The following is a 15,625-nucleotide window of genomic DNA, read 5'->3' on the forward strand; positions in this document are numbered from 1 at the left end:
GTTCAGTGCGTGGAATGTTTGCGAGGAGTGCTGGATTCGGCGTGTGACTCGTAGGCGGCATGAGCAGCATCGGCGGCGTAGCCGATAGCCGCAGAACACCTTTGGCCTGCTCGCATCACCAGATCGGCGATCTCGGGCCACTCTTTCGGACCCCGCTGTGCCTTGAGGAAAGCCACGCTGATGGCCGCCACAACCAACCCATCCTTGTTGCGAATCGGCGTGCCGATGGACACCACGCCGATCTCGTTCTCTTCGTCGGCAATGGAATAGCCCCGTTTCCGGATTTCTTCGAGTTCCTTTTGCAGCGCACGCGCGCTGGTGATGGTGTGCTTCGTACGAGCCGTGAAGGGAGCCACTCCCAGGACCGCCACGGCTCTGTCCGAAGCAAGTTCCGAAAGCAGCGCCTTGCCGAGTGCTGTCGCATGGGGCAGCACGCGTTGCCCTGCTTCCGCGCGTATCGCGATGGCACCATGGCTTTGCACGGTGTGCAGATACACGACGGCGTCCTGTTGCACGACACCCAAGTAGCCGTTGAGTTGATGGTGTTCCGCGAGGAAGCCCAGTTCCTGTGATGCAGTCGCATAGAGCGCATCACTTCGGACCATGGTCGACCCCAGCGCCAAGGCGCGGACGCCCAACCTGTATTTCCTTGTCTCCTGCACTTGCTGGAGATAGCCCGCTTCAATCAGCGAGTTCGCCAAGCGCTGGGCGATCGAGGGGCTGATGTCGAGCATTCGTGCCACTTCGCGGATACCGAGCGGTTGGTTGCTGTCATTGATGGCGTCCAGAAACGCCAGTCCTCTCGAAAGGGATTGATTTGCCGTCATATGTTCCTATAATAGGAACAGTGTTCCTATAAATGAATTTTGCTCTCGATGTCATCGGCCTGTCAAGGAGGCGGGAGCGTGGGCGCGCGGGGTGGAATGGCGGCGGAAGTGCCGGCTGAGACAAAAGCAGTACGCCCCTGGTATGGGAAGAAAGGGTTGATTGGTGACAACGGGGTAAGGACGGCTTCCGCGTCACGGCGACAAATCGGCGCGCAACCTCATCGCCTCACGCCCCCGGGGCAGATGTGGGTTCGCGGGGGGGCGGAGCGATAGTGCAATGCAGCCTGCAGGTCACGGCGATGGCTTCCCCAGGCCGGCGCTCCCTACGGGCGCCTGGATGACTGATCACCAATCAGGGCATTGTTTGCGATGCGCGCGAGCAGCCGGCGCACTTCGCGCTTTTGATCTTTGCTAGCTTGTGCAGGATGTGAGTTTCAGCGTTGCGCGTGGCGGCAGCTTCGGGCTGGTGGGGGCAGGTCCGCCGTAGCGCACATGATCGTCGGCCTGACGCGTCCTAGGGCAGATCGTGCGGTGTTCAATGGTATTGATCGGTGGGCTGATGTCGAAGGGTGCTGCCGCGTTGCATAAGCGCTTCCATATGATCTTTCAGGATCCCCGCGCCGGCCTGAATCGGCGCTGTCTGACGTGCCGTCGACACCGACGATCGCGCGCCGGCGAACTGGATCAGCTGATACTACAAACGCGTTGCTGCAGCCCGAGGCGCTTACGCGGCGACGCAATTCACCTCCACATGGGCCCCAAGGTACTGACACGGCAGCGCATTCAAGATGGCGTGCGCAAATCACCTTGCGCTGGCTGGGCGAACGGAGTTCGAAACCTCTTCACCGTTATTCAAGAGTGCCGGCACTCGTAGCTGGACGCCTGTGCACGGTCACCGCCGATGTAGTGGGGGTAGCCGGGATAGCGGCACATGGGGCGCGAGGCCTGAATTGCAAACGGCGGGAGGGGCGCCTTCACCACCTGCACCAGCGCATTCGCGGGCGCATCTCCAGCACTGACCCACCGGTCCAGCGGATCCAGCAGGTCTACCATCGTCGGCACTGCCGGCCCGCCCGCCACCGCGCGCGAATTGCCGGAGTGCGTCGACCCGGGCGAGACGTACAGCCGCACCGATCGTTCGACTGCCGCTGCGCCCAGGCGCGCCACGAGCGCATCGTGATACTGGATGCCCATGAACGCACTCTGAGCGCGATCCGCCGCGTTCTCTCGAAGGATCAGCTTGCCGCCGCGCGCGAAGAAAGCCGAGAGGTCAGGGTTCGTGGAGTCCATCAGCGCCGAGGTTGCCTGTACCCGCTCGCGGAAATCCTCGGGACGATAGCGACGCACGTCGTAGTTCTTGTCGCGCGCGATCCCATAGCGGATCCAGCTGCTTCCATAGATCCACTGGGTGGCATTGCGTACTGCGTCAGGCGGCCCAGCGGGTGGCGCCGAGCCGGTGACCCAGCGCACCATGTTGACAGCGGAGGAGCCGTCGAGGCTGTCCTCGTGCCCGTAGAGCCATTGGGGATACGTCGTGAGACCGTTGGCGATGGTGAAAGGAAATACGTAGGGAGAGTGGATGGCTCGCATCAGGCGCAACTCGGCGTCGGAAAGACAGTGCACGCCCGCGTCGCTGCCGCCGGGGCAGCGCAGGTGTTGAAGATCCACCCGGCCCTGGCACCCCATGTAGTTGTTCACGACGCCATCCGCGAGGCCGTCGAGCGCATCGCAAGCATCGGAGGTGGCCTTGGCGATAAGCGCCGTCTTTCCGGCTTGCAGCCAGTCCTCCTGTTGCAGTACCTGGTTTCGCACGAAAGCATGGAAAAGGCCGGTCCAGTTGATCACGGGAACGACGCTGACAATCCCGTCGTAGTCGGCTGGAAACCTCTGTGCCATCGTCAGCCCTTCCCGTCCCCCTTCGGAACCGCCGAAGTAGTACATGCGTTGCGGTCGACGCGCGTAGTACGCGCTCATGACGTCCACAGCCACATCTCTCACCTTCTTGTACGAGGCGAAGGCGAAGTTCTCGAGCATCTCGTCATTCAGCGCGAAGGCGCCGGGCTCACCAGCGGGAAACGCTGAGGCCTGGTGGCCGGAGTCGTGGCCGAAGGTCGCATAGCCCCGCGCAACCGGGAGAGCATCGTCCGGCGCCGCGTCTCGCAGAGGAGCCAGCCCGGTGATCAGCACCCCATTGAAACCTCCGCCCCCGTACTGGACGGCCTTGCCGTTCCAGGTGGTCGGCAGATTCAGCTGGAAGTTGATCGGCTGTGCTGCGGGGTCGCGAGATGCGATGGTTCCGCTGACCTTGCAGAACTGCGGAAGAGCTGGCGCGAACGCCCCGTCGTTGACGGTTGCGGCCGAGGCCGATATGAGAACAGCCGATGTGACCGAAGCCTTGCCGCTGGGCAATCCCGTTGCGCCCGGTGTGATGGCATGGTGTGCGAGGCCGGCGCAGGAGCCAGCGAGCCGGTCGGCGTTCGGAACTGTGCCGCACGCCGACAAGGCCAAGGCAAGCAGCGCGAAGCTAACGCAAGAAAACGTCCGAATATTGACGTGATTCATGGTGTCTCCAGATTCCTTCAATACACAACCAGCCGTCGTAGCCACAGCGCCAATGTACACAGACATGCAGTGGCCCTCGCTGTCTATGCTTTGATGCGCGATATCTGGGAATTGGCCTGCGCAACGTGTGCAACGCGCGCGAGCAGATGGCGCACCTCGTTTTTTTGATCTTCGCTGAAGCTCGCAAGCAGATCGGCTTGCACGCCCTCCAACACCGGCGCGACCTCCCGAGCAGACGCAGCGCCGCGCTCGGTGAGAAAAACTTCGACGACGCGCCGGTCCAAGGGCGAACGTTGCCGGCGGCACAGCCCCTTACGTTCCAGTCGATCGATCAGCCGAGTCATGCCGGCCGAATCGACCTCGCAGAATCGCGCCAGCTCGACCACCCGCAGCGGGCCATTCAGTAGCAGATGGTGCAGTGGCCGCCACTGGGACTCCGTAGGCCCGTCAACGTCCCGCAGTCGAGTGTTCACGGTCAAGCTTGCCAACGACAGGATCCTGCGGATCAGAAGGCTCAAGTCCGCCTCGACGTCGTAGATTGGCGCATCGGCCAACGGCGACTGTGTCTTGCATGACCCCTGCCCAGACATCGTGAGCGTCCCGGCGCCCTCGGCAAGCGTCTCGTTGGTCACGCGCGCGTCGCACTGCCGCCGCTTGCGGCATAGCCGCCAAGGAAGACTTGCAGGGCTCGCTGCGCCGCCTCGCGCAGTTCCTTGCGGGTCATGGGCCCCTGGATGCCCAGCAGCCGCGGCTTGACGGTCTCCGAATCCAGCAGCGCCCTCAGGTGGTGTGCCGCCACCGTCGGGTCGGCCGTTCGCAGCCGGCCCTTGCGCATCTGCTGTTCAAGGAAACCGGCCATCGCGGTGAGCCCCTGCCTGGGACCGCCCTCGTAGAAGAGCCGCCCGATGTCGCTGCGACCGGACTCGGCAATCACCGCCCGCTGCGCCTCGATGACCTCCTGCGAGCAAACCACCGCCAGGACCTTCTCTCCGAAGCGCTGCAGCACCCGTTCGAGGTCGTCGTCCGCTTCCTGGCCCAGTGCCTCGAAGATCGGATCGAAGTGGCTCTTCGCCGAGCTGAGGATCACCGCGACGAACAACTCCTCCTTGGAAGGGAAGTAGCCATAGAGCGTTGCCCTCGAGCCGCCCACGCGCGCGGCGATCTCCACCATCGAGGCGCCCTCGAATCCCAACTCCCTGAAGACTTCCGATGCCACCTGGACGATGGCGTCGCGCTTCGCTTCGGTCTTTACCCGCATACCGTGCCCTGCTTATTTCTATACACGTCTGACCATTTTAATTGACAGCTCGCCAGTGTCTGAATACATTTAAGTACAGTTCTGTCTATTTAAAATGCCGACGCGTCCCATATCGGCACTGCGTCTTTCCCCAGGAGAATCGCAATGCGCTCCCCCTTTAGCCTACGGCCTGACCTTCGTCGCGGCCCTTGGCGAGTGTTGAAAAGGAGTCGAAGATGGCTCTGAGGAAGAAATCGCCAAGCCCCTCGGGTCCGCCAAAATGGTGGGAGACGATGGCGGGCGCGCCATTGGCCTATTTTTTGTTGCTGGCCGGATTGTTCGGCGTGCTCGTTCTGCTGAAAAGACTGTTTTCGATCTGATAGCGGGATGGCTGGGCCCCTCACGATCTTGGGAAGGGCGCCCGTTAGTTGCGGCCAGCAGGAACTCCATCCGGGGGAACTTTTGATGTCTGCGGTTGCGCGTGCGGACCTTGTGCCCTCAATCCAGTTGCAGCTTGGTCTTCTGTGCGATGGTTCCCCACTTGGCGAAGTCCTCCCGGCTGCGACTCAGTGCATCCTGCGATGAGTTGGCTTCCACACGCAGGTCCATCTCCGCCAGCCGGCTCCGGATGGCGGTCGTCTGCAGGGCAGTACGGACGTCACGTTGGATCCTCTCCACGACGGGTGCAGGAAGACCGGCGGGCGCCATCAAGGTCTCGAAGAAGGTCGCGTCGAAGCCGGGATGGCCGCTCTCGGCCACCGTTGGCACGGCCGGCAGCAAGGCCGATCTTTCCTTGCCGGAAACGGCGATCGCGCGCAGCCGGCCGCTCTGGATGTGCGGCAGGACCACAGACGCGACGATGAAGCCGCAGTCCACGTTGCCGCCCATGATGTCCAGCGCAGCCGGCCCGGGTCCCCGATAGGGGACGTGCGTGAGCTTGGTGCCGAGCGTCGATTGCAGCATCTCCATCGTCATGTGGCTGGGCGTTCCCGCCCCGCCCGATGCGTAGGTCCGCGAGGCCGGCAACTGCGAGAACTTCTGCAGCGACACGATCTCCGTGGCCGGATTGCAGACAAGCACCTGGTTGAAGCTCGCGAAATAGGTGACGGGCTTGAGCGATGTCCGAAGGTCGAAACCCAGCCTCTTGTAGAGGTGCGGATTGATGGTGAGCACGGTGTCTGGCCCGACCAGCAAGGTGTGCTCGTCCTTGGATTGGGCGACCTCTCCGGCAGCGAGGTTCCCGCCTGCGCCGGGCTTGTTCTCGACGATCACCGGCTGGCTCCATACGGTTTGAAGTGCGGGCTGGATCAACCGGGCGATGACGTCGCCCGGGGTGCCGGGCGGAAACGAAGCGACCAGGCGCACCGGCTTGGTGGGCCAGTTCTGCGCGATGGCCAGGTGAGGCATCGCCCAGAGCATGGCGATGAGCGAGAGCCAACGAAACGGGGAGGGGAGATTCTTCATCTTCTGTCTTGCTTTCTGTCAGTCTGTCGTTGCTAGCTGCTCGCCGGCATTTGCCAGGTAGCCTGTGGCGCGCGAGAGAACATCCGCCGCACCGTGCGTCGTCGCGCCACGCCAGGCCACGATCTGGTCGGGGCGGATGAGTGCGAGCGGTGCTTCATAAAGCGCGTGCACCGAAGGCTGTGCCACGTGCACGACGCGAAGGTCGATCGCGAGAGTCCGCGCGGCGTCCTCGAACTCCGAAGTGGAGGGAGGATTCGGACCGAGCGCCAGCAGGGTCCACTCGATGTGGAACAGATCGAACAGCGAGCGTCCGTCATCGAGCCAAGCGTGCGGGGGACGGCCGCCGGGGCTTGCGGTGGGCGTGTAGCTGTTGGGTTCGTCGGGGGGCAGGGCGGTGCCGTCGTGCGCGATGATCGGCGAGGTGTCGTAGCGCCCCCCGAACGTCACCCCAGGGATGTTGAATTCCAGCCTTGCATGCTCATTGAAGTGATGTCTTGCGCGCTCGCGCTCGGCATCACCTCCTGGCGAGTCCTCCTCCAACTCGGCGCCCGCCTGGAAGAGTCCCACCGAGTCCGCGAATCGCATGGCGTAGCCGGTGTTGCGTTCGGCCAAGGGTCTGCGTTCGGCTTCGTAGCTCTCCAGCAGGGAAAGCGGTGCCTGCCCACGCACCACGCTCGCCAGTTTCCAGGCCAGGTTCACGGCATCCTCGACCGCGGTGTTGTAGCCCAGTCCGCCGGTGGGCGTGAACAGGTGGGCGGCATCTCCTGCGATGAAGACACGTCCTTGCTGAAAACGGCGCGCCACCAGCGCGTGCCCGGCGAGCCAGGTGCCCATGGACAGGATCTCCATCGGAACCTCGGCGCCGATGGCTTCGGCGAAGACGCGTCGCGCATCGGCTTCGCTCCACCCGTCGGCATCTTCCCCGGGTCGCAGCGCCGCATGGAACGCATATTCGGCCACGCCGTCCACCGAGGCCATGAAGGCGCGCCGCTGGTGATTGACCATCACGTACATCCAGGCCCTGGGATGTCGCAGCACCGACAGAAGGCTCGGCGCGCGAAGGTAGATCGCGAACATCTTGCCGCCCATGAACTCGCGCTGGATGCCGGTCACGCCACCCCAGTCGATGCCCAGTTGCTGTCGCACGAAGCTGCGCGCCCCGTCGGCGCCAACCAGGAACTTCGCGACCACGTGCTGGAGTGCGCCGCCCGCGGTCGGCTGCACGGTGGCGCGAACCGACTCGCCTTCGTCGCTGAAGCTTTCCAGCTTCCAGCCGTATCGCACGTCCGTCGACGGCCACCTCTGTGCATGGCGGCGCATGGTGGCTTCCACGAACTTCTGCGACACACGGTGCGGCAGCTCGGCAGCGCTCCATGAGCCCCTCATCGTCTTGACGTCGACGATGGCCTGCGCGGCCGTCGGCAGGCGGATGCGGGCCAGCTCGCGGTGTGCGAACCGGGTCAGGTAGGCGATGTCCGTCGGGTGGTTGGGCGGCAGGCCGAGCGCACGGATCTCCTGCGCGAAGCCCAGGCGCCTGAAGTGCTCCATCGTGCGCGCCTGCGTCGCGTTGGCCTGCGGATTGAACGCGGTGCCTGGTTTGGCGTCGACCACCATGCAGCGGATACCGCGTCGGCCGAGCTCGTTGGCGAGCATCAGCCCGCAGGGGCCGCCGCCCGCGACCAGGACGTCCGTCTCGATCACCGGTTGTCGTGTGCCTTCTTCAAGCCGAAGGGCGTCTGTCACTGTCTGTTCTCCTTGGGTTCGAAAGAGGGCCGATGCATCGCGGATGGCCCCATCAGTCCGCGCGGATGCCGCGCTCCTTGATCACCGCGCCGAAGCGCTTGAAGTCGGCCACGCCCTTCTCGCCGAACGCGGCCGGCGTGAGCGGCTCTGGCACGTTGCCGAGGATCTCGATGCGCGAGCGCACCGCAGGCGACTCGAGCGCGCGATTGACCTCCGCATTGATCCGCTTGATGACGGTCGGTGGGGTGCCGGCGGGGGCGTAGAGACCGAAGACGGCATCGGCATCGAAGCCCTTGAGCCCGAGTTCGTCCAGGGTCGGCACGTCGGGCACGAGCGGCGAGCGCCTCAGGCTGGCCACCGCCAGCATGCGCAGCTTGCCCGTCTTGACATACTGGATCGCGATGCCGGGATCGAACAGGAAGTCGATCTGGCCGCCCAGCAGATCCGTCAGTGCCGGGGCCGCGCCCTTGTAGGGCACGTGCACCGCGGATGTCCCGGTCTGGCCGGTCATCATCTCCGCGGCCAGATGTGGTGAGCTGCCGTTGCCCGGCGAGCCGAACGCGCGCTTGCCCGGGTTCGCCTTGAGGTCCGCGATCAGGTCCTTGAAGCTCTTCGCGGGGTTGTCGCTGCGAACCACCAGGTAGAACGGGACGCGCGCCACCGCGGCCACTGGAACCAGGTCCTTCGCCGGATCGAAAGGCATCCTGGCGTAGATGTGCGGATTGATCGACACCATCCCGCCGGAGCTCATCAGCAGCGTGTAGCCATCCGGTGCCGACTTGGCGACGAGTTCTCCGCCGAGGTTGCCGCCCGCGCCGCCCTTGTTGTCGATCACCACGGGTTGGCCCAGCGCCTGTTGCAGCGGTGCGCCGACCACGCGGGCAAGCTGGTCCGCGGCCCCGCCGGCCGCGAAGTTGACGACGATCTTGAGGGGCTGCTTCGGCCAGTCCTCGGCCTGCGAGATGGCACATGCGCACAGGCCGAGCGAGAGTGCCGCGACCTTCAGCAGGAGTTTCTTCATGGTTGTTGTTCTCCAGACCGGCTGCTCAGAACGGATAGTGGCGCTCGGTGGTCTGCACCGTGATCCACCGCAGTTCGGTGAAGGCCTCGATGCCGGCGCGGCCACCGAAGCGGCCGTAGCCCGAGTCCTTCACCCCGCCAAAGGGCATCTGCGCTTCATCGTGCACGGTCGGGCCGTTCACGTGGCAGATGCCGGAGTCGATGCGGTTGGCCACCGCCCAGGCACGAGCGATGTCGCGCCCGAACACGGCGGCCGACAGCCCGTACGGGTTGTCGTTGGCCACCCGCACCGCTTCGTCGACGCCATCGACGCGCACCACCGGCTTCACCGGTCCGAAGCTTTCTTCGTGGTAGATGCGCATCTGCGGTGTCACATGGTCGAGCAGCGTCGCGGGCATCAGCGTGTTCTCGGCCTTGCCGCCGCACACGAGCTTCGCTCCCTTGGCGAGCGCGTCGTCGATCAACGCATTGCAGCGCTCGACGGTGCTTGCGTCGACGACGGAACCCAGTACCACGACACCCTCGCGCGGATCGCCCAGCGGCAGCTTCGTCGCCTTGGCGGCCAGCCTGTCGACGAAGGCATCGGCGATGCGGCGGTCGACGACGATGCGTTCGGTGCTCATACAGATCTGGCCGCTGTTGGCGAAGGCACCGAAGGCGGCGCCGTTCACGGCGGCGTCGAGGTCGGCATCATCGAGCACCACCAGCGGCGCCTTGCCGCCCAGCTCCAGCACGGCGGGCTTGAGGTACTTCGCGCAGGTCTGCGCGATCAGCCGGCCGACACGGGTCGAGCCGGTGAAGTTCACCCGGCGCAACGCCGGGTGGGCCACGATCGCCTCGACCACTTCGGCCGCATCGGCCGGCGCGTTGGTCACGAAATTGACGACGCCCGGCGGGAAGCCCGCGTCCCGGAACGCCTCGACGATGAGCCCGTGGGTCGCAGGGCTGAGCTCCGAGCCCTTGAACACCACGGTGTTGCCGCAGGCCAGCGGCGTGGCGATGGCGCGCACCCCGAGGATCACGGGTGCGTTCCACGGCGCGATGCCCAGCACCACGCCGGCCGGACGGCGCACGCCCATGGCCAGGTTGCCGGGAATGTCGGAGGGAATGACCTCGCCGCCGATCTGGGTGGTGATGCCGGCGGCCTCCTGCAGCATGCCCGCCGCCAGGTGCACGTTGAAGCCGGCCCAGGGGGCTGCGGCACCTGTTTCCGAGGCCATCGCAGCGCTCAACGCCTGCGCCTTGGCCTCGAGGGCGTGCGCCGCCTTCAGCAGCAATGCGCGGCGCTCGCCGGGGCCGGTTTGGGACCAGGCAGGGAAGGCCGCGGCGGCGGCCTCGACCGCCGCCACTGCATCGGCCGCCGTGGCGGCCGGTGCAGTGGTCGCGATCGTGCCGTCGAGTGGATTGCGGCGCTCGAAGGTGGCGCCGTGGCTGGCCCGGCGGGCCTCGCCGTTGATCAACATGGATATCGTGCCCATGGCTTGTTGTCTCCTAGGAAGTTATGGAAGAAAAAAGTCGGTGGACTCAGGCCACCTCGACCTCGACGAGCACGGGCCGGGTCGCCTGCAGTGCTTGCGAGAGCGCCGGTCGCAGCTGCTCGGCGCGCTCGACGCGCAGGCCCCGCATGCCCTGGGCGGCCGCGAGTGCCACGAAATCCAGGTCGGGCAGCTCGGTGCCTGGCACCTGCTCACCCGGGCGGTAGCCGAAGATCCGGGCGAACTCGTGCAGCGCCGCGTAGCGCCGGTTCTTCAGGATCACGATCGCCACCGGCAGGGCCATCTGCGCGGCACTCCACAGGGCCTGAATCGCATACATCGCGGAGCCGTCGCCGATCAGGCCGATGACTTTCGCGCCCGGCCTGCCCATCGCTACGCCCACAGCTGCGGGGAGGCCGTAGCCCAGGCCGCCGCTGCACATCGTGTAGAAGGTCTGCGACTCGAAGATAGGGAGGTGGTCGTGCATGACGGGCCGCGCACTCGGTGCCTCCTCGACCACGATGCTGTCGCGCGCACGCAGGTCGTTCAGCGTCTGCAGCACCCACGCGACCGGAAGCCGCTCGCCCGGGGCGGGGTCGGCCACGCGTGGCGGCCTCGCGCGGCGCGGCGGCATCACCCGCCGTGGCGGCGCACTCAGCGTGAGCAGGTCCAGCAATCCGAGGCGAATGCTGCTGACGACGGAAGTCCCCGTTGGAGCCCGTGCCGCGACCTGCGGGTCGTCGGTCAGTTGCACCAGCTGCGTGCCCTCCGGCAGATGGGGGCCGTGGCCCTCGACGTGGTAGGTGAAGGCCGGCGCGCCGACAGCGAAGACCACGTCGTGCCCGACAAGCCGCTCGACGATGCGCTCGCGCATGGGCGGCAGGAAGCCTGCCCACAGCGGATGGTCCTCCGGGAAGCTGCAGCGGCCCGACATCGGTGCGACATAGACGCGCCCGTTGTGACGCTCGGCCAACTGCACGACCTCGTTCCAGGCACCGTCGCGGTCGACCGCCGCGCCCACAACGAAGGCCGGCGCACGGGCGCCATCGAGTGCGGCTGCCACCCGCGCGAGCAGGTCTGGATCGGCGCGCAGATGGCGGCTGACTTCGCGGGCGTCGACCGGCAGGGTCTGCACGCCCCAGTCGTCCGATGGAATCGACACCAGCACGGGGCCGCGCGGCGGCGTCATCGCGATGTAATAGGCACGCGCGATGGCCAGGGGCACGTCCTCGGCGCGTGCCGGCTCGACGCTCCATTTCACGTACGGCCTCGGCAGTTCGGGAGCCTGCGTGGACCCGAGGAAGGGCTCGAAGGGGAGGATCGAACGCGCCTGCTGGCCCGCGGTGATGACCAGCGGCGTCTGGTTGCGATGGGCCGTGAAGATGTTGCCCATCGCGTGACCGACGCCGGCTGCCGAATGAAGATTGACGAATGCGGCGTTGTGCGTCGCCTGCGCGTAGCCGTCGGCCATGCCGACGACCACGCACTCCTGCAGTCCGAGCACGTAGCGGAAGTCGTCCGGGAAGTCCATGAACAGCGGCAGCTCCGTCGAGCCTGGGTTGCCGAAGACGGTGGTCATGCCGAACGCGCGAAGCAGCCCGAAAACTGCCTCCCGCACCGACACAGTGCCATTCGCCGTCGCTGTCTTCATCGAGTGGAACTCGACGCGTCGATTCATTGCTGCTCCTTGGTTGGTTGAGGGCAGTGTCACGAGCGGCGTCGTATTCATCAATACAATGAACTGACTAAGTCAGAATGCATTGGATGAATAGAGAGTCGCTGGACCTGAACCTGCTGCGCCTGTTCGAGGCCGTCTATCGCCTGGGCAGCGTCAGTCTCGCGGCCGAAGCACTGGGGCTGTCGCAGCCGGCAGCGAGTCAGGGGCTGACGCGCCTGCGGCTGACACTCGGCGACGCTCTCTTCGTGCGTGCGCATGGCCGCATGCGACCGACGTTGCGAGCCGAGCGCCTGGCAGGCGTGGTGCAGCCGTCCCTCACCGCCATCCAGGACGTTCTCAAGGAGGAGGACACCTTCGATCCCTCGCATTCGAAGATGACCCTGCGGATGCACATGAACGACATCGGGGAAGCGAGGCTTCTGCCCGAGCTGATGGCGGCGCTGCACCCGGCGGCTCCCGGCATCCGGGTGCATACGACGCCACTGCCGCACGGGGAGATCGCCGATGCGCTGGAGACCGGGGCCATCCACTTCGCACTCGGCTTCCTGCCCTCGATCAGCGGTACGGAACGCGTCGAGCTGCTGCGCGATCGCTACGCGGTGGTGGTGCGCGCCGGGCACCCGATGGCTTCCGCCGCGAAGGGCAAGACGACGATCCAGGATCTTCGGAAGCTGGAGTACGTGGCTGTGCGTTCGCATTCCGAAACCCTGCGCATCCTCCAGCAGTTGGGTCTCGACGGTCGTCTCGTATTGACCTCGGCACACTTCATGGCGCTGCCCGCCATCATCGCGCGCACGGACCTCGCCGTGGTGATGCCTCAGGCGATCGCGCGCCGCTTCCTGGATGCGAAGCGCTACGCATTGCTGCCCGCGGACCTACCCCGCAGCATGTTCACGGTGTCAATGCACTGGAGCCGCCGGTTCGAGGCGGACCCTGCTCTGCAATGGATACGGCGATTGTTTGTCGGGCTGTTCGAGGACAAGGGACGCTGATCCTGCAGGCAGGTCGTTGGTCAAGCCGTCGCCTCTGTCAAGCGCTGCGGCCGGAACGAAGCGCGGGAATCATGCTGCGACGAGCAGAGTTGATTCCGCCAGGTTTCAGGTTGGTCTGCTGTGGACCGTGGGACTGAGCGTTCAATGTCCTACAGGCGGCACTCCATATGCTCATCTTGCAGGCCCGCTGGCCCCAAGGCATCGGAAGCTAGCCTGAATACCAGCTGACCGAATTCAGCCTCAATCGTTCCGCCAAGCGTAATCGTCACGCCCGATCATTAATTGATCGCAGAGGAGGGCGCCGATACCGTACACCCCCAGAGAAAAGAGGTCCCGTCTTCGCGGGGCACACCACCAAGAGACAAGGCCATGATCATCTTCGGCACCGCGCTGCTGGCTGTTTGCCATCTACTGGGTATTTTCATCGGCGACCTCCTGGGGCAGGCGCTCGGTGTCAAGACCAACGTCGGAGGTGTTGGCATCGCGATGTTGCTGCTGATCTTTGCGCGCCTCTACATGCAGAAGAACGACAAGTTGCCCAAACTGACGGAGCTCGGTGTGGAGTACTGGGGGGCGATGTACATCCCGGTCGTCGTGGCGATGGCCGCGCAACAGGATATGGTGGCCGCCTTGCGCGGCGGCCCTGTGGCCCTGCTTTCGGCGTTGGCGGCGGTGGCTGTTTGTGCCATCGTGATCGCGGCGATTAACCGCACCGAACGGCAAGCCGAGTCGTCAGCTTCCGAGTCCATGCGGCATGACAACCCTCTGCTCACCGATACGGAGTAAGGGCCATGCTCGAAATTCTTCAGAAGGCGGCGGTGCACAACGAGCTCATCGCCGCCTTCGCAGTGGTTGGCTTGATCGTGCTCGTTTCCGGGCAGATTTCCAAGCGCTTGACCTTCGGCCGCGTGCATGGTTCGGCCATCGCCATCGTCATTGGATTGGGGCTTGCCTATTGGGGCGGCGTTCACACAGGCGGCCACAAGGGGCTGGCGGATCTTTCCCTGTTCAGCGGCATCGGCCTCATGGGCGGTGCCATGCTGCGCGATTTCGCGATCGTCGCCACGGCCTTCGAAGTGCAGGCCACCGAAGCGCGCAAAGCCGGACTGATCGGAGCGGTTTCGCTGATGCTGGGCACCGTTCTGCCTTTCATCGTGGGCGCAAGCATCGCGTACGGCTTCGGCTACTCGGATCCGGTCAGCATGACCACGATCGGCGCGGGTGCCATCACCTACATCGTTGGTCCAGTCACGGGTGCGGCCATTGGGGCGACGCCGGACGTCATGGCACTGAGCATCGCAACGGGCCTGGTCAAGGCGATCATCGTCATGGTGGGCACGCCGATGGCAGCCCGGTTTCTCGCATTGAAGACGCCGCGTTCCGCGATGGTGTTTGGCGGGCTGGCGGGCACAGTCAGTGGTGTATCGGCCGGACTCGCCGCCACCGACCGCAAACTCGTACCCTACGGGGCACTGATCGCAACCTTTCATACGGGGCTGGGCTGCCTGATGGGGCCTTCGGTGCTGTTCTTCACCATCAGAGCCCTCATGGGCTGATGTCCTCAGGCGTTGAATTGCGCTGCGACAAAGGTCCAGCAGGGACCGTCCTCGGGCTGTTCAGAGACGGGGGTATCGATTGAGGGGACATGCGGTCTGCCTTACGATTCGCCTCCATCTCCGGTCTGATCATGCACCTCCACATCGACGAAGACATAACCTTTCGCAGGCTCGAGATTCTTCTGGTCTTCATGGAGACCGGCAACCTGGCCCGTACGGCTGAGAAGCTCGAGACCAGTGCGGTCAGCATCCACCGGGCCCTGCATGCGCTGGAGTCGGGGTTGCGCTGCTCCCTGTTCCGGCACGAGGGGCGCAATCTGCATCCGACCGAGGCGGCCCACGCGCTGGCCGAGGTCGCGCGCGAGGTGCTTCGCTCCATGGCGGATGGCGTACGCTCCACGCGTGAAGTGGCCGGATATTCATCCGACCACATTCGCATCGGCTCGCTCTATTCGCTGACCAACCGCACGATCCCCGCGCTGGTGATGGGCATCAAGCTGCGCAAGCCCGACATTCAGGCCGAACTCATCCTCGGTTCGAACGCCGACCTGCTGCAGAAGCTGCGTGACGGCGCCATCGATGCAGCATTGATGGGGACTCCCGATAACGCAGTTGATGTCGAATCCGAGCCGATTTTCGAGGACGACATCTATTTCGCGGCGCCGGTGGGCTCCCACTATGCGGCAATGGAGCGCATCGATTTGGCGAGTTGTGCAGGTGAACGCTTCGTCACATTGACGGAGGGTTTTGTCACTTACAGCGGGTTCGTGGATGCATTTCGTGTCGCGGGCTTCTCACCGAACGTCGTCATGAAGACTGGCGACATCTTCTCGCTGATGAATCTGGTGAGCGGGGGGATGGGCTACACGTTGCTGCCGGGACGTGTTCGCAGCGTCATGCCGCAGAAGGTGCAGCTGATTCCGCTGCAGACCAAATACTTGATGCGACAGACCATTTCGCTCAACTTTCTTCGAACGCGCGAGCGCGACCCGAACCTGCTGATGCTGCTTTCGGTGTGCCGCATGACCAAAGCCGAATTGCGCTAGAGCCCTGCGAACGTTTCGCTTGGCG

At 64.9% G+C, this 15,625-nt stretch carries 14 protein-coding genes; 5 read left to right on the top strand and 9 right to left on the bottom strand.

The genetic code is table 11. The features are described 5' to 3' along the window. Window positions 1-2: 2 nt before the first annotated feature. The 4 genes from EJP69_RS19985 to EJP69_RS20000 all read right to left on the bottom strand — a co-directional run bounded on the left by EJP69_RS19985 (window position 3) and on the right by EJP69_RS20000 (window position 4,647). On the bottom strand, window positions 3-827 hold the full coding sequence (locus EJP69_RS19985; RefSeq protein ID WP_126472231.1) for an IclR family transcriptional regulator: 825 nt from the start codon (window positions 825-827) through the stop codon (window positions 3-5). Between the two features lie 852 nt (window positions 828-1,679). Further along, window positions 1,680-3,389 carry a tannase/feruloyl esterase family alpha/beta hydrolase gene (locus tag EJP69_RS19990; RefSeq protein ID WP_170217186.1) on the bottom strand — a complete coding sequence of 570 codons (1,710 nt, stop codon included), beginning with the start codon at window positions 3,387-3,389 and terminating at the stop codon, window positions 1,680-1,682. An 83-nt stretch (window positions 3,390-3,472) separates the two neighbouring features. Next, window positions 3,473-4,021, bottom strand: coding sequence for a MarR family winged helix-turn-helix transcriptional regulator (locus EJP69_RS19995; protein ID WP_126472233.1), 549 nt, complete (start codon window positions 4,019-4,021; stop codon window positions 3,473-3,475). Further along, window positions 4,018-4,647 carry a TetR/AcrR family transcriptional regulator gene (locus EJP69_RS20000; protein ID WP_126472234.1) on the bottom strand — a complete coding sequence of 210 codons (630 nt, stop codon included), beginning with the start codon at window positions 4,645-4,647 and terminating at the stop codon, window positions 4,018-4,020. Before EJP69_RS20000 ends, EJP69_RS19995 begins: the two co-directional genes overlap by 4 nt. Before the next feature lie 215 nt (window positions 4,648-4,862). Between EJP69_RS20000 and EJP69_RS29520 the strand changes: the two genes are divergently transcribed. Continuing rightward, window positions 4,863-5,006 carry a hypothetical protein gene (locus EJP69_RS29520; RefSeq protein ID WP_170217187.1) on the top strand — a complete coding sequence of 48 codons (144 nt, stop codon included), beginning with the start codon at window positions 4,863-4,865 and terminating at the stop codon, window positions 5,004-5,006. Window positions 5,007-5,124: 118 nt separating this feature from the next. Here the strand turns inward: EJP69_RS29520 and EJP69_RS20005 are convergent, their stop codons facing one another. From EJP69_RS20005 to mdlC, 5 genes are read right to left on the bottom strand one after another with little or no spacing between them, the layout of a single operon-like run. Continuing rightward, complete coding sequence (locus tag EJP69_RS20005) at window positions 5,125-6,090, bottom strand: Bug family tripartite tricarboxylate transporter substrate binding protein (RefSeq protein WP_126472235.1); 966 nt, start codon at window positions 6,088-6,090, stop codon at window positions 5,125-5,127. Between the two features lie 18 nt (window positions 6,091-6,108). Further along, window positions 6,109-7,833, bottom strand: coding sequence for an FAD-dependent oxidoreductase (locus tag EJP69_RS20010; protein ID WP_240652229.1), 1,725 nt, complete (start codon window positions 7,831-7,833; stop codon window positions 6,109-6,111). A 52-nt stretch (window positions 7,834-7,885) separates the two neighbouring features. Then, window positions 7,886-8,854, bottom strand: coding sequence for a Bug family tripartite tricarboxylate transporter substrate binding protein (locus tag EJP69_RS20015; RefSeq protein ID WP_126472236.1), 969 nt, complete (start codon window positions 8,852-8,854; stop codon window positions 7,886-7,888). A 25-nt stretch (window positions 8,855-8,879) separates the two neighbouring features. After that, entirely contained in the window at window positions 8,880-10,331 is a 1,452-nt protein-coding gene (locus EJP69_RS20020) for an aldehyde dehydrogenase (RefSeq protein WP_126472237.1), read from the bottom strand. Between the two features lie 46 nt (window positions 10,332-10,377). Next, window positions 10,378-12,006: a benzoylformate decarboxylase gene (gene mdlC, locus EJP69_RS20025; protein ID WP_240652230.1), complete on the bottom strand. Its 1,629-nt coding sequence runs from the start codon at window positions 12,004-12,006 to the stop codon at window positions 10,378-10,380. A gap of 86 nt (window positions 12,007-12,092) precedes the next feature. On the opposite strand from mdlC, the gene EJP69_RS20030 reads away from it, so the two are divergent. From EJP69_RS20030 to EJP69_RS20045, 4 genes are all read left to right on the top strand, one after another. Further along, window positions 12,093-12,998, top strand: coding sequence for a LysR family transcriptional regulator (locus EJP69_RS20030; protein WP_206169362.1), 906 nt, complete (start codon window positions 12,093-12,095; stop codon window positions 12,996-12,998). 369 nt (window positions 12,999-13,367) lie between these two features. After that, window positions 13,368-13,784, top strand: coding sequence for a malonate transporter subunit MadL (gene madL / locus EJP69_RS20035; RefSeq protein ID WP_126472239.1), 417 nt, complete (start codon window positions 13,368-13,370; stop codon window positions 13,782-13,784). Between the two features lie 5 nt (window positions 13,785-13,789). After that, on the top strand, window positions 13,790-14,554 hold the full coding sequence (gene madM, locus EJP69_RS20040; RefSeq protein WP_126472240.1) for a malonate transporter subunit MadM: 765 nt from the start codon (window positions 13,790-13,792) through the stop codon (window positions 14,552-14,554). Between the two features lie 131 nt (window positions 14,555-14,685). Continuing rightward, on the top strand, window positions 14,686-15,600 hold the full coding sequence (locus tag EJP69_RS20045) for a LysR family transcriptional regulator (protein ID WP_126472241.1): 915 nt from the start codon (window positions 14,686-14,688) through the stop codon (window positions 15,598-15,600). Window positions 15,601-15,625 lie beyond the last annotated feature (25 nt).

The sequence above is a fragment of the Variovorax gossypii genome, from assembly GCF_003965815.1.
Classification (GTDB): Bacteria; Pseudomonadota; Gammaproteobacteria; order Burkholderiales; family Burkholderiaceae_C; genus Variovorax; species Variovorax gossypii.

Bases quoted from the DNA above. Each gene is read 5' to 3' on its own strand.
- EJP69_RS20015 (WP_126472236.1), bottom strand. From the start codon at position 8,854: ATGAAGAAACTCCTGCTGAAGGTCGCGGCACTCTCGCTCGGCCTGTGC.
- EJP69_RS20005 (WP_126472235.1), bottom strand. From the start codon at position 6,090: ATGAAGAATCTCCCCTCCCCGTTTCGTTGGCTCTCGCTCATCGCCATG.
- EJP69_RS20020 (WP_126472237.1), bottom strand. From the start codon at position 10,331: ATGGGCACGATATCCATGTTGATCAACGGCGAGGCCCGCCGGGCCAGC.
- EJP69_RS20030 (WP_206169362.1), top strand. From the start codon at position 12,093: ATGAATAGAGAGTCGCTGGACCTGAACCTGCTGCGCCTGTTCGAGGCC.
- EJP69_RS29520 (WP_170217187.1), top strand. From the start codon at position 4,863: ATGGCTCTGAGGAAGAAATCGCCAAGCCCCTCGGGTCCGCCAAAATGG.
- madM (WP_126472240.1), top strand. From the start codon at position 13,790: ATGCTCGAAATTCTTCAGAAGGCGGCGGTGCACAACGAGCTCATCGCC.
- EJP69_RS20000 (WP_126472234.1), bottom strand. From the start codon at position 4,647: ATGCGGGTAAAGACCGAAGCGAAGCGCGACGCCATCGTCCAGGTGGCA.
- mdlC (WP_240652230.1), bottom strand. From the start codon at position 12,006: ATGAATCGACGCGTCGAGTTCCACTCGATGAAGACAGCGACGGCGAAT.
- EJP69_RS19985 (WP_126472231.1), bottom strand. From the start codon at position 827: ATGACGGCAAATCAATCCCTTTCGAGAGGACTGGCGTTTCTGGACGCC.
- EJP69_RS20045 (WP_126472241.1), top strand. From the start codon at position 14,686: ATGCACCTCCACATCGACGAAGACATAACCTTTCGCAGGCTCGAGATT.
- madL (WP_126472239.1), top strand. From the start codon at position 13,368: ATGATCATCTTCGGCACCGCGCTGCTGGCTGTTTGCCATCTACTGGGT.
- EJP69_RS19990 (WP_170217186.1), bottom strand. From the start codon at position 3,389: ATGAATCACGTCAATATTCGGACGTTTTCTTGCGTTAGCTTCGCGCTG.